At 33.0% G+C, this 13,678-nt stretch carries 14 protein-coding genes; 4 read left to right on the top strand and 10 right to left on the bottom strand.

Translation table 11 applies throughout. The annotated features are described in order from the left end of the window. Positions 1–62 precede the first annotated feature (62 nt). Positions 63–1,934 carry an alpha-amylase family protein gene (locus LNP27_RS07920; RefSeq protein ID WP_229941108.1) on the top strand — a complete coding sequence of 624 codons (1,872 nt, stop codon included), beginning with the start codon at positions 63–65 and terminating at the stop codon, positions 1,932–1,934. Positions 1,935–2,015: 81 nt separating this feature from the next. On the opposite strand, the gene LNP27_RS07925 is transcribed toward LNP27_RS07920, so the two are convergent. From LNP27_RS07925 to rsfS, 7 genes are all read right to left on the bottom strand, one after another. Then, on the bottom strand, positions 2,016–2,789 hold the full coding sequence (locus LNP27_RS07925) for a superoxide dismutase (RefSeq protein ID WP_305070156.1): 774 nt from the start codon (positions 2,787–2,789) through the stop codon (positions 2,016–2,018). A gap of 7 nt (positions 2,790–2,796) precedes the next feature. Continuing rightward, positions 2,797–3,066: an acyl-CoA-binding protein gene (locus LNP27_RS07930; RefSeq protein ID WP_229941110.1), complete on the bottom strand. Its 270-nt coding sequence runs from the start codon at positions 3,064–3,066 to the stop codon at positions 2,797–2,799. Further along, on the bottom strand, positions 3,066–3,719 hold the full coding sequence (locus LNP27_RS07935; protein ID WP_229941111.1) for a phosphatidylserine decarboxylase family protein: 654 nt from the start codon (positions 3,717–3,719) through the stop codon (positions 3,066–3,068). Before LNP27_RS07935 ends, LNP27_RS07930 begins: the two co-directional genes overlap by 1 nt. Beyond that, positions 3,709–4,599 carry a phosphatidate cytidylyltransferase gene (locus LNP27_RS07940; protein ID WP_229941113.1) on the bottom strand — a complete coding sequence of 297 codons (891 nt, stop codon included), beginning with the start codon at positions 4,597–4,599 and terminating at the stop codon, positions 3,709–3,711. Before LNP27_RS07940 ends, LNP27_RS07935 begins: the two co-directional genes overlap by 11 nt. Position 4,600: 1 nt before the next feature. Then, positions 4,601–5,203 (bottom strand): LUD domain-containing protein, encoded by a 603-nt coding sequence (locus tag LNP27_RS07945; RefSeq protein WP_229941114.1) that lies wholly within the window; start codon positions 5,201–5,203, stop codon positions 4,601–4,603. A 115-nt stretch (positions 5,204–5,318) separates the two neighbouring features. Then, a complete protein-coding gene (ftsH, locus tag LNP27_RS07950; RefSeq protein ID WP_229941116.1) occupies positions 5,319–7,244 on the bottom strand; it encodes an ATP-dependent zinc metalloprotease FtsH in 1,926 nt (641 codons plus the stop codon). Positions 7,245–7,263: 19 nt separating this feature from the next. Continuing rightward, positions 7,264–7,635, bottom strand: coding sequence for a ribosome silencing factor (rsfS, locus tag LNP27_RS07955; RefSeq protein WP_229941117.1), 372 nt, complete (start codon positions 7,633–7,635; stop codon positions 7,264–7,266). Positions 7,636–7,729: 94 nt separating this feature from the next. On the opposite strand from rsfS, the gene LNP27_RS07960 reads away from it, so the two are divergent. Beyond that, positions 7,730–8,458: a biotin--[acetyl-CoA-carboxylase] ligase gene (locus LNP27_RS07960; RefSeq protein ID WP_229941118.1), complete on the top strand. Its 729-nt coding sequence runs from the start codon at positions 7,730–7,732 to the stop codon at positions 8,456–8,458. Between the two features lie 118 nt (positions 8,459–8,576). Here the strand turns inward: LNP27_RS07960 and LNP27_RS07965 are convergent, their stop codons facing one another. Together LNP27_RS07965 and pyrE are read right to left on the bottom strand one after the other, a co-directional pair. Beyond that, complete coding sequence (locus LNP27_RS07965; RefSeq protein ID WP_229944051.1) at positions 8,577–8,969, bottom strand: SRPBCC family protein; 393 nt, start codon at positions 8,967–8,969, stop codon at positions 8,577–8,579. A 21-nt stretch (positions 8,970–8,990) separates the two neighbouring features. Beyond that, positions 8,991–9,638, bottom strand: a complete 648-nt coding sequence (pyrE, locus tag LNP27_RS07970) for an orotate phosphoribosyltransferase (protein ID WP_229941119.1) — start codon at positions 9,636–9,638, stop codon at positions 8,991–8,993. Between the two features lie 7 nt (positions 9,639–9,645). Between pyrE and LNP27_RS07975 the strand changes: the two genes are divergently transcribed. Next, the gene (locus tag LNP27_RS07975; RefSeq protein ID WP_229941120.1) at positions 9,646–10,248 is read left to right on the top strand and encodes an NUDIX hydrolase; all 603 of its coding nucleotides are present in this window, start codon (positions 9,646–9,648) and stop codon (positions 10,246–10,248) included. Positions 10,249–10,378: 130 nt separating this feature from the next. On the opposite strand, the gene LNP27_RS07980 is transcribed toward LNP27_RS07975, so the two are convergent. Beyond that, positions 10,379–12,109, bottom strand: a complete 1,731-nt coding sequence (locus tag LNP27_RS07980) for a M14 family metallopeptidase (RefSeq protein ID WP_229941121.1) — start codon at positions 12,107–12,109, stop codon at positions 10,379–10,381. 135 nt (positions 12,110–12,244) lie between these two features. Here LNP27_RS07980 and LNP27_RS07985 point away from each other — a divergent pair, with 135 nt between their 5' ends. After that, entirely contained in the window at positions 12,245–13,591 is a 1,347-nt protein-coding gene (locus LNP27_RS07985; RefSeq protein WP_229941122.1) for a DEAD/DEAH box helicase, read from the top strand. Positions 13,592–13,678: the final 87 nt, after the last annotated feature.

The raw sequence follows: 13,678 nt of genomic DNA on the forward strand, positions 1-13,678 counted from the left end.
AAATTTAAAAATTGATTGTTCATATAGCCCAAAAAAGAAATCAGCACAAATAATTTTGTACGATGAAAAAAACCACTATTGTTGCAGGAATTAGCGTCATGCTTTTAGCAATGGCATGTAAAACGAAAGATTTAAAAATGAACGGAATACAGAAAGAGTCAGTATCCAATAAAAAAGAAGTTGTATATCAGGTTTTTACCCGATTATTTGGAAATAAAAATACCACAAACAAGCGCTGGGGGACCATTGAGGAAAATGGAGTAGGGAAGTTTAATGATTTTACCCCCAAAGCACTGAGAGAAATAAAGGATTTAGGGGTAACTTATATTTGGTACACAGGTGTTCCGCATCATGCTTTAATAAGGGATTATACGTCTATAGGGATTTCTAACGATGATCCAGAAGTGGTAAAAGGTAGAGCTGGATCGCCTTATGCAGTTAAGGATTATTATAATGTAAACCCTGATTTAGCAGTTAATCCAGCGAATCGTTTGATGGAATTTGAAGATTTAATCGTTCGGACTCACGATGCAGGAATGAAAGTTATCATTGATATTGTTCCTAATCACATTGCCAGAAAGTATGAGGGCAAGACTAATCCGAAAGGAGTTAAAGATTTTGGTGCAGATGATGACACTACTGTTGAGTACAAAAGAGATAATAATTTCTATTATATTCCAAATACTTCCTTTGAAATTCCTGATACTGACAAGCCGCTTAATGGGGAAAGTAATCCACTAATTGACGGTGAATTTAAAGAAAATCCAGCAAAATGGACAGGAAACGGTTCGCGTTTGGCTAAGCCAGATAAAAATGATTGGTATGAAACCGTAAAAGTAAATTACGGAATCCGCCCAGATGGTTCTAAAGATTTTCCACAGCTTCCTGAAGGATTTTATTCGAAATCGTATCGGGAACATTATGAATTTTGGAAAGATAAAGACGTTCCTAATTCATGGATGAAATTTAGAGATATTGCTTTGTATTGGACTGCTAAAGGTGTAGATGGTTTCAGGTATGATATGGCTGAAATGGTGCCTGTTGAATTCTGGAGTTATATGAACTCATCTATTAAAATGAAAAACCCAACTGCTTTTTTACTTGCGGAAGTTTATAATCCAGGAGAATATCGCAATTATATTCATTTAGGGAAAATGGATTATTTGTACGATAAAGTGGAAACATATGATAAGTTGAAAGATATTATTCAAGGAAAGTCTTTGCCTGATGGTCTATCAAATATTCAAAACGGTTTGGCAGATATTGAACATAATATGTTACACTTTTTAGATAATCATGACGAACAACGATTGGCAAGTCCAGAATTTGCAGGATCTCCACAAAAAGGTATGCCTTTAATGGTGTTTTCTACGACAATAAGTACATCGCCAACCATGATTTATTTTGGTCAAGAAGTAGGAGAGGCAGCAAATGAAAATGCTGGTTTTGGAACGCGTTCTAGAACATCTATTTTTGATTATATAGGAGTACCCAATCATCAACGCTGGATGAATTATGGTAAATTTGACGGAGGTCAATTGAGTCGAGAAGAAAAAGACTTGCGCGATTTTTATAAACGTTTGCTTAATTTTTCTATTACTAGCAGTGCTTTGACGGGAGCTTTTCAAGAAATTCAAACTCTCAACCGAAAAAGTACGGCTGGTTACGATCCCGGAATTTATGCTTTTACGCGTTGGTCTGAAGTGGAAAAATTGATAATTGTTACTAATTTTTCATGGGTAGCTGCAAGTAAGTTCGAACTAAAAGTTCCTTCAGATATTATTCGTAAATGGAGATTAAAAGATGGTAATTACACTTTGACGGATCAGTTGTACAAGCGAAATTCTGTTCAGTTAGTAGTGTTGAATAGGGAAGGGAAAGCTGAAATTTCAATTGCACCGTCAGAATCTTTTATCTTTCAGTTAAATAAATAGATTATAGAATTAGCTAATAAATTTTTAAAAAAAAAACCGTTACGAATTTTCACAACGGTATTTTTTTTTGGTAGCTAATAATTATTTTCTAATAGCTGCATCATAATTTTCTTCTACTTTTTTCCAGTTGATAACTGTGAAAAAAGCATCTATATAGTTTCCTCTTCTGTATTGATAATCTAAATAATAAGCATGCTCCCAAACGTCTAATGCTAATATTGGGGTTCCTGGAACTAGCGCGTTTCTCATCAAAGGATTATCTTGATTTGCTGTACTTGTCACTTGTAGTTTCCCGTAACGATCAACTATTAGCCAAGCCCATCCTGAACCAAATTGCTGATTTGCTTCACTTTTAAATAAGGTGGTGAAATTACCAAATGAACCAAAATCCTTAATAATCGCTTCTGCTAAATTACTTTTTGGTTCACCTCCAGCTTTAGGAGCCATACATTTCCAATATAAGGAGTGATTATAGAAACCTCCTGCATTATTTCGCATAATAGCGTCATTTGGATCTAATTTAGCCAATACTTCTTCTATTGTTAAGTTTTCTAAAGGTGTCCCTAGTATCGCTTTATTTAGGTTATTTGTGTACGTTAGGTAATGCTTAGAATAGTGCATCTCTAAAGTTTCTGGTAATATTGCAGGTGTCAATGCATTGTATGTATAACCTAATTTGTCTAACAGGAAAGAACCTTCGTTTGCTTTCACATCTTCAGGAGACCCAATAAGCATTTTTTGCTCGGTCACCGTCGGTAAAGGAACTTCGACTACTTCGATTAATTTTTTGTCATTGCACGATTGTAAAATACTACAGAAAGCTAATAATGGAATTAGAATATATAATTTCTTCATGGTCTAATTATTTTTTAACCAATGATTGTATCATTTCGATGTATTGTTCTTTTGCATCATTTATGGTTAGATGACTTATTTGCATCCACGCATTCGTTTTGAAAGCATCTCTTAAATGAAACGAAGGATTTTGTTTTAAATCGATAGTCCCTTTTGTAGAATGCTTGTATAAAGCATACAGTCGCAACTGGACATCTTGAGGTAAAGATGCCTGCGTCATCTTAGAAGCTATTTTTACAGCTTCTTGAAAGCGGATATCTAAATCTTTTTCAATCATTATTTTTTTGTTGCAATAACTGTTTTTCCTCCAACTGCTTTTTGATTTAAGCTAACATTTATTGGTGTGCCTAAAGGTAAGAAAATATCAACTCTTGATCCAAATTTTATAAAGCCAGCATCTGTACCTTGTACAACCTGCATCCCTTCTTGAGCGTAATTGACAATTCTTCTAGCCAATGCACCGGCTATTTGACGATACAATACATTGCCAAAAGAGTTATTTTCGATTACGATAGTTGTTCTTTCGTTTTCTTCACTTGCTTTTGGATGCCATGCCACTAAGAATTTACCAGGATGGTATTTACTAAATTTCACTAAACCACTCAAGCCATAACGCGTTACGTGTACGTTGATAGGAGACATGAAAATAGATATTTGCAAACGCTTATCTTTGAAATATTCGCCTTCGTAAACTTCTTCAATAACTACTACTTTGCCGTCAACAGGAGCAAGAATCTGGTTTTCATTGATGATTACATTTCTTTTAGGATTTCTAAAAAACTGTAAAATGATAATCAGAATTAGCAACGCAGCTATCTGAATAACCATTTTAAGCCAGGTAGTATCAATGAAATTGTCAGTTAGTAAAAGTACAACTGCTGTGAAAATCGAGCCTAATAAAATAGATTGGGTTCCTTCTTTATGAAACATAGTTTAAGATTTGGTAAAACAAAAAAATAATTGGTGCGACAAATATAACACTATCTAAACGATCTAGGATGCCTCCATGACCGGGCATTATACTTCCGCTGTCTTTTACACCAGCAATACGCTTGAATTTAGATTCAATTAAGTCTCCTATAGTTCCTGCAACTCCAACAATTACAGCAATAGAAGTCCAAATTATAACGGATTTTTCACTGTGTTCAGGGCTGGCCTGTATGTAAAATTTAGATATTAAATAACCTGCAAGAATGGCAAATAATATGCCGCCTACAAATCCTTCAATAGTTTTTTTAGGAGATATTCTTTCAAATAATTTATTTCTTCCTATAGATTTTCCAACAATATAAGCAAAAGTATCATTCGTCCAAATTAAGATAAATAATCCAATTATGATTTTAGGATTGTAATCCTTTACTCCAAATGAAATTTTTGTTATAAATACAAAAGGTAATATTATATAACCTATTAAGTATAAGTATTTTGACGACGTACTTATTTTTTGGATGTTGTCATAAAACAAGAAAATAATACATTTGGTAGAAACGACTATAGCGACCACCAATAAAACAATATTCAATTGTTGAATATTGATTGCTATTTTTATATTGGTGTTGAGTAATTTATTGATTATTTCAGCAGTACTCGCACTGTAATGACTCACTAAGGTCACTGCGGTATATAAGGTAGTTCCAAAAATAATTGGAAATACTTTATGTACTTGGACTAGATTACAAAATTCATAAATTGTAATAATCAGAAAGATGCCAAATAAAATAAAAAAGGTTTCAGTTGAATAAAGAATAGAAACCAATAGTAATACTATATAAACAGCTCCCGATATTGCTCGCTTTAGAGTTTCATTCATCTTAAAGATCTTCTAAAAGCAGTAAATAAAGGTTTTTAGCAGTACTTCCGTATTGAGTGAAGTCTTCTTCTTTAGCTTTTTCGAAATATTTTATTGTGGTAATATTAGTTGGGTAGTCTCTTTCGTATTTCTTTTTAATAGCACTTAATCCGTCACTTTTAGCACCAATAATTTGGCTTGTTTTAGCGAAGACAATTATATTTACAGGTAATTCGTTTGGTTTGTGTTGTTTGATTTGTTTAGAAGAAAATAAGATAGAACCTTCATCTGCAATTAAGTTTTCGCAACTAGCTAACAAAAATTTAGGATTAGTAGGTTTGCTATATAGTAATTTATTGTCATCAAGCATACTGAAAAGTTCAGTATCATAGCATATAACTTCGCTTTCAAACCAGTCGTTTTCTTCAAGTATGTTTTCAAACTGTTCTTTTACTTCATCGCGATTTTCACAGTATAAAAATTTACCTCCATTTTTTTTAAAATTAAAAGTAAATAACTCATCTATTGGGATAGTCTTTTCAGCAGCTGAATTACTGAATTCACTTTCTTTCTCTTCCTCAGAAGCAGGATTGATAGAACCAAAAAATTTTCTAAAAAGACTCATATTGCTGTTGACGGCTATAATTTATTATTTGAAAACGCCCAAAGATAAAAAAATCTTAATTCAAAAGTAGTTTTTGAATTAAGATTTTATAAATAATTGATTATTTAGTGAATTTCTATGACACTACTTCTTCTAAATTTTTATCCCATGTTCTTTTTCCGAAAATTGCCTCTAGGTCATCTTTGAAAATTACTTCTTTTTCAATTAGGATATCAGCTAACTGATTTAATTTATCTTTATTTTCTTCTAAAATCGCAATTGCTCTTGTGTACTGACCTTCAATTAATTCTGAAATTTCCTTGTCAATTACTTTAGCTGTTTCATCAGAATATGGTTTAGAAAAATTGTATTCACTTTGTCCTGATGAATCGTAATAGGTAACGTTTCCTATTTTATCATTCAAACCATAGATGGTAACCATAGCACGAGCTTGACGAGTTACTTTTTCTAAATCACTCAATGCTCCAGTGGAAATTCTGTCAAAAGTTACTTTTTCAGCAGCTCTACCACCCATAGTTGCGCACATTTCGTCTAACATTTGATCTGTTCTAACGATTTGTCTTTCTTCCGGAAGGTACCACGCCGCTCCTAAACTTTGTCCACGAGGAACAATAGTTACTTTAATAAGAGGTGCAGCATGCTCTAACATCCAGCTTACCGTTGCATGACCTGCTTCGTGAATAGCAATTGCTCTTTTCTCTTCAGGAGTTATGATTTTATTTTTCTTCTCAAGACCACCTATAATTCTATCTACGGCGTCAAGGAAATCTTGTCTATCTACTGCAGTTTTGTTATATCTAGCTGCAATAAGTGCTGCTTCATTACATACATTAGCGATATCAGCACCAGAAAAACCTGGAGTTTGTTTCGCTAAAAAGTCTAGGTCAAGACCTTCGACTTTTTTGATAGGAGCCAAGTGAACTTGAAAAATTTCAGCTCTTTCTCTAATGTCTGGTAAGTCAACAAAAATTTGTCTGTCAAAACGACCAGCACGCATTAACGCTTTGTCAAGTACGTCAGCTCTGTTTGTTGCTGCCAAAACAATTACGTTAGAGTTAGTGCCAAAACCATCCATTTCTGTTAGTAATTGATTCAATGTGTTCTCACGTTCGTCATTTCCGCCTGACATATTACTTTTTCCTCTAGCTCTACCTACTGCATCGATCTCATCAATGAATATAATTGCAGGAGATTTTTCTTTTGCTTGCTTAAACAAATCACGTACACGGGAGGCACCAACACCTACAAACATTTCAACAAAATCAGATCCTGATAAAGAGAAAAACGGCACTTGCGCTTCACCAGCAACAGCTTTTGCTAATAAAGTTTTTCCAGTTCCTGGGGGACCTACAAGTAAAGCTCCTTTTGGGATTTTACCACCAAGATTAGTATATTTTTCAGGGTTTTTTAAGAATTCTACAATTTCTTGTATTTCCTCTTTAGCTCCTTCTAGTCCAGCAACATCTTTAAATGTAGTTTTGATATCTGTTTTTTCATCAAATAATTTTGCTTTTGATTTTCCAATATTGAAAATCTGACCGCCACCACCTGCACCACCACCAGACATTTTTCTCATGATAAAGATCCAAACGGCAATGATGATGATAATTGGTAACAGACTAATTAAAATATCTGACCAGTTATTTTTAGGCAAGAAGTTAAAGTCTTTCAATTTTCCTTCAGCAACAGCTTTTTCTAATTTTGTTTGAAAAATTTGATCGTTACCAATATCAAAGGTATAATTAGGCCCTTTGTTAGGTCTATCAAAAACATCTTTGGAAACCTTCTTGTGAGCAGCATCTTTCAATGCAGCATCAGTCAAGAATACTTCAGCTTCTGTTTTGTTGTAAACAATAACCTTTTCTATTTGCCCTTTTTCTAGGTAATCATTAAATTTTGATGAGGTCAACTGTCCAGGTTCATTTAAGCTAGAACCTCCAGTTATAAAACTTATAAATAAGAAAATAAGTAAAATCGCAGTATAAATTAACCACGGACTTACCTTAAACTTATTTGGATTTGGATTGTTTTCTTTAGCCATTACTACGGATTATGTGTCTTTAGTATTTGTTTTCTATGGTTGTTATTTTTGCATCGCCCCATAAACTTTCGATGTTGTAGTATTCTCTAATGTGTTTTTGAAACACGTGCACCACAATGTTTACATAATCCATTAATACCCATTCTGCATTATCTGTCCCTTCAACATGCCAAGGCTTGTCTTTCAACTCTTTTGAAACAATTTTTTGGATGGAACCTACAATGGCGTTAACTTGTGTGTTTGAATTACCGTTGCAAATGACAAAATAGTCGCAAACTGCCGTGTCTATTTCTCTTAGATCCATTATGGTAATATCATTTCCTTTTACTTCTTCTATTCCGTTAATGATATTCGCTAATAGGATGTCATTATTTATCGTCTTTTTCGCCATGAATTATTTTTATATAAGTTTGTAAAGTTACCATTTTTTGTGATTATTTTTGAACCTTAACATAATATTAAATTCTGTTTACAAAAAATGTATCATGAAAGTAATCAAACTCGATGCCATAGATTCAACAAACGAGTTCCTAAAAGGCCTGTCCAAAAAACAAGAATTAGAAAGTTTTATCGTTGTTAGTGCAGAAAGGCAAACAAAAGGCAAAGGTCAGATGGGTGCTCTTTGGTCTTCTGAGGCGGGTAAAAACTTAGTAATGAGTGTTTTGGTAAAGGATTTTTTGTCTGGTATTGATCAGTTGTTTAACCTAAATATAGTCTTTTCACTTGCGGTAATCGAAGTTTTAGAATCAATAAATATTCCTAATCTTAGTGTTAAATGGCCTAACGACATAATGTCATACAATAAAAAAATTGGCGGAATTTTGATCGAAAACAGTATCAAAAGTGACGGAACGATTATTTCTATTGTGGGTTTGGGACTGAACGTAAATCAAATTGATTTTGAAAACTTGCCAAAAGCTTCTTCTTTGGCTTTAATTTGCAGTACTACTTTTGACAAAGAAGAAATTCTTTTTAAAATTGTTGAAAAGTTGGACCGGAATATACAGTCTTGGAATCAAAATTCGGATTCATTTTGGTCTGAATATATTACTAAACTTTTCAAAAAAGGAATTCCAATGCCATTTTCAGACATCAATAAAAATCATTTTATGGGAATTATTCAAGGGGTTTCTGCTATTGGAAAGTTGCAAATTATGTTGGAAAATGGTAGTATTTCAGAATTTGATATTAAAGAAATTCAGCTGTTGTATTAAAAGGTAATGTAGTAGGAAGCAGGGCACATTTGGAACATGAGAAGTTTTATAAAAAAAAGAGGAAAGAAATTATACAATAGTATAAATCTTTCCTCTTTTTTTAATTTTTTTTAAATAGCTATAATTTAGTCATATTGGCTGCTAAAGTCTCAATGAATTTACTAATTGGACCTTTAATCATCATAGCCATCATTGGGTTAAAATCACCTTCGAAATCTAATTTAACTGCACTTGAATTATCAGAAACAGTATCAATATTTGCTACCAAAGTGAAGGGTAGTTTATCACTAGCAGCACCTAATACAATTTTGTTAGGAGCTACTTTTTCTTTCATTTTTAGCTTTATTTCCGGCATCCCTTTTAATCCAAAAATAAAGGCATCGTCACCAATAACTTCAAACTTAGCGATATTTTCAGGCATTAATTTTTCGAAATTTTTTACGTCACTCAATAAATCAAATAATTCTTGCGCTGATTTAGGTACGGTAACTTTTGGACTTTCTAAGTTCATCATTTTTATCTTTTTAGTTAGTTAAACTTCAATAGTCCAGGTAGATGGGCTCACATTCCATTCTCTTAATGTTTGCTCTTCTTCTTCAGTGATGTATCTTTTGGCTACAGCCAAATTCAATAAATTTTGGTAATTGCTCAGCGTATATAGATCCACATTAGCCGATTTGAAATTCTCTTCGGAAACATTGAATCCGTAAGTAAATATGGCGGCCATACCTTTCACATTAGCACCTGCTTCGCGTAAAGCCGCAACAGCCATTAAGCTGCTGTTTCCAGTGCTAATTAAATCTTCTACAACAACAACATTTTGTCCTTTTTGTAAAAAACCTTCCACTTGATTTTGTCTTCCATGTTTTTTAGCTTCTGGTCGAACATATACAAAGGGTAATCCCATACTCTCCGCTACGAGAATCCCAATGCCTATTGCTCCGGTGGCAACGCCTGCAATGACATCTGGTTTTCCAAGCTGTTTTTCAATGTTTTTCGAAAATTCATCTCTGACATAATTTCTTACGGCTGGAAATGATAGAATTAAACGATTATCACAATAAATTGGCGATTTCCATCCAGAAGCCCATGTAAAAGGATTTCTTGGATTCAATTTAATTGCATTTATTTGCAAAAGGAATTCGGCTGTTTTTTCGGCTGTATCTTTATTAAAAATCATAGTACAAATGTATAAAGTTTTTGTTAACGACAAGCCACTTTTTTTGACAAATCACATCTCTAAAGAGACGGATTTTCAACTTTTTTTGTTAGAAAGTATTGATATCGAACAACTTATAGTAAAAATATTTCAAAATAAAATAATTAAAGCTTATTTGTATCATCCAGATGAAAGCTTGATAATGAAGACTTTAAAAGCTAAAATCCCTGTTTGTAAAGCGGGTGGAGGTTTGGTTTACAATAAAAAAAGAGAGGTGCTTTTCATTTTTAGAAATGGAAAATGGGATTTGCCTAAAGGCGGAATTGAAAAAGGCGAAGGAATCGAGGACACTGCGATGCGTGAAGTAGAGGAGGAGACTGGCGTAAATGGCCTATCGATATTACACAAACTTCAAAAAACGTATCATGTTTTCAGGAGAAATGGCAAGTATAAATTAAAAATTACGCACTGGTTCGAAATGGAATCTGACTTTGAAGGTACTCCACAAGGTCAATTAGAAGAAGGAATTGAAAAAGTAGCTTGGTTGAATCCAGAGCAAATCAAAGAAGCATTAAAAAACTCTTATGAAAATATAAAATTATTGTTTGAGGAAGAAGAGCTTTTGAAATAATCTCTTTTAGAAATAGAGTAGGTATATTTTTAAACACGAATATCACTAATTTTCACAGATTGATTTGTGAAAATTAGTGATATTCGTGTTTTTATTAGTGACTTTTAAATTGATTTAAATCTTCATCATTTTATTTTAAAATACGATATACGGGATATTGTAAATGAGCATTTTCATAGTAAACAGAATGTTTATAAACCCAATCTAACTGTGCTCTTGGACTTTTTGCAAAGTTGATATCAGTTTGCTTTTTTTGCTCTAATTCTACTTTTAGTTTTGGATTTTCTTTTAAAATTTGACTCGCTGTATCCTCGAATACATATTCAGAGTAACCTTCTTTTTGTTGCAATATAGTGTCGAAAAAATTCCAATTAAAAAAGGAGTCAATTGCTTCAGGTTCTAGTGTTTCTAGCAAATATTTAATTCCTTTCTGACTTATTTTAATAATATAGTCACCTTTGGCAAAAGCCACTTTCATGATTTGTGATTTTGTAGTTGTGTTACTATGTGAATAATGACCTTCGTAAGCAGAATTTGTAGTTTTAAAATCAGCAATTTTATAACTTTCAACTTCAATAAGTGTGTCTTTTTGAATCTCTTCCATTTGAATTCCGTTACTTTTTAGTAAGTCGATGACTGGCCAAAATCCTTTTGGAATAACATAAGCGGTTGGAATAATAATCTCTTTAGCCGATTTATATTCCTTACGGAATGAAACGTCTTTTTTAAATGGTTTTGTACGGTCGTAGAATAAGCGGTTTCCGGTGGTAACATCACTTTTTTTATAGCTTCCTTCATATCCTAGAAAATTGAACGGAATTGCTTTTGTACTATCAACTTCCCATTTTATAGTGTAAGATTTTTGAGGTTTATATTGCTCTTCATTTTTTAATCGCAATTGTTTGATTTTAGAATAATTAGTATCGGTGAAATCAATCGCTGCACGTATGTACTCATAAGTTACTTTAACGCGTTCTGCATATTTTTTGAGCATATGAGTTTCTACTACGAATCCAATGGTGTTAAATAAAGAAGTATAACCCGTTGCATATCGCGGACTTTCAAAAAATTGAGCAAAACCTTTGTCTGGCGTATCTGCAAAAGCATTTACATACGGAGTGGTTTCGATCCCTTTTTTTTGTAAATCTAAAATTAAAGTTGGCATCATTTCCGTGTTTAAAAAATTGCCTAATACTGTGCCTAACTTGTTGTGCTGCGTCATGATATAGGTCAGTTTGTATTGATAATCGGCTCCATTACTCACATGATTGTCAATAAATATATCTGGGTTGATTTTATGGAAAATTTCGACAAAACTTTTGGTATTTCTAGTGTCTGACTTGATAAAATCTCGATTTAAATCATAGTTTCTAGCATTTCCTCTAAAACCATAGATTTCTGGACCATCTTGATTCGTTCTTGTGGTCGAATTTCTATTTAAAGCACCGCCAATATTATAGACTGGAATACACACGATAACTGTATTTTTTGGTGCTTTTATTTTGCCTAAAGCTAAATCTCTAAGTAACTGCATGCTGGCGTCAATTCCGTCCGGTTCACCTGCATGAATTCCGTTATTCAATAAGATTACAGCTTTGTTTTTTTGGATTTTTTCAAAGTCGAATTGCTTTTCAGGATTAAAAATGACAATATGCAACGGTTCGCCACTGTCTGTTAATCCCATTTTTTGCATTTCAATAGTTGGGAAATCATTGGCTAGAAGTTTATAATAAGCAATTGTTTCTTGATAAGTTCCTGTTTGGTTTCCATTTCCTTTCTCGAAAAAAGTATCGTATTTATTCGTTTTTTGTGCGAATACACTAATGGAAAATAGTAAAAAAAGGAAGGTGAAAAATCTCATTGTTCAGTTTTTAGATTGAATATCAAATGTAGTTATTTTTAACTCTTTTTTTATGTTATATAGCTCTTGCAAACGGTCTATTTAAAACAAATGATAATTTAAAATTTAAAATTACCTTTGCACAAATAAAAAAAAATGAATAAGAAACACCATTCCAACAATATACTTTTGAATTTAGGCATCGAAAGCCTGAATGAAATGCAAGAAGTTGCCCAAGATGCAATTTTAAATGATAGTAATGTTCTATTGCTTTCACCAACAGGTTCTGGGAAAACTTTAGCTTTTTTGTTGCCAATTTTAGAAATGTTGCAGCCTGAAATTCAGTCAGTACAATGCTTGATTCTAGTTCCTTCACGTGAATTAGGATTACAAATAGAGCAAGTTTGGAAAAAAATGGGTACTGATTATAAAGTAAATGTGTGCTACGGAGGACATTCCATTGATACTGAAATTAAGAATTTAAGCAATCCACCAGCCGTTTTAATAGGAACTCCAGGAAGAATTGCGGATCATATTGATAGAGGGACTTTTCGCTTAGATAAAATTCAAACCTTGATTCTGGATGAATTTGATAAATCATTGCAATTGGGTTTCCATGAGCAAATGTCATTTATTATTGGGAAATTAACCAAATTGAACAAACGCGTTTTGGTTTCAGCAACTTCTGATATTGAGATTCCAAGATATACGAGAGTTGTGAATCCTACGATTCTTGACTTTATCCCTGAAAATGAGCAAGAATCAAACCTTTCTATGAGAATGGTAGTTTCTAAGGATAAAGATAAAATTGGTAGTTTATTTAATTTAATTTGTTCGCTAAAATCAGAGTCGGCAATTGTTTTTTGTAACCATCGTGATGCCGCAGAACGTATTAGCGACACTTTGAACGAAAAAGGAATTTATGCTACGTACTATCACGGTGGTATGGATCAAGACGAAAGAGAACGTGCTTTAATTCAATTCCGTAACGGAAGTGTAAGTTATTTAATTACGACTGATTTAGCAGCTCGTGGACTTGATATTCCGGAGATGAATCACGTTATTCATTATCATTTGCCTTCAAAAGAGGATGAGTTTACACATAGAAATGGTCGTACGGCTCGTATGACCGCTTCTGGAACTGCCTATATTGTTGCTCATGAAAGTGAGAAAAAAGCAGATTATCTAGATTATGGAATGCCAGTTTTTAATGTAGAAAATGCAACATCTTTACCAAAACCGCCGCTATTCCAAACGATTTATATCAGTGGTGGAAAGAAAAACAAGCTGAATAAAATTGATATAGTAGGTTTCTTTTCTCAAAAAGGAAAACTTGAAAAAGGTGATTTAGGATTAATTGAAGTAAAAGATTTTATCTCTTTTGCAGCGGTTAAATTCAATAAAGTAAAAGATTTGCTGCACGCGATTAAAGATGAAAAAATGAAAGGCAAGAAATTCAAAATCGAAGTCGCGAGAAAAGTTATTAAGAAAGAAGAAGAGTAATTTAGTGTTCAGTTCTTAGCTTTTAGTGAGCGGTAAAAAATTACAATAAAAAAATCGTTAATAGTAAATCAAATTTACTGTTAACGA

It is taken from the genome of Flavobacterium galactosidilyticum (genome assembly GCF_020911945.1).
In the GTDB taxonomy this organism is placed as follows: domain Bacteria; phylum Bacteroidota; class Bacteroidia; order Flavobacteriales; family Flavobacteriaceae; genus Flavobacterium; species Flavobacterium galactosidilyticum.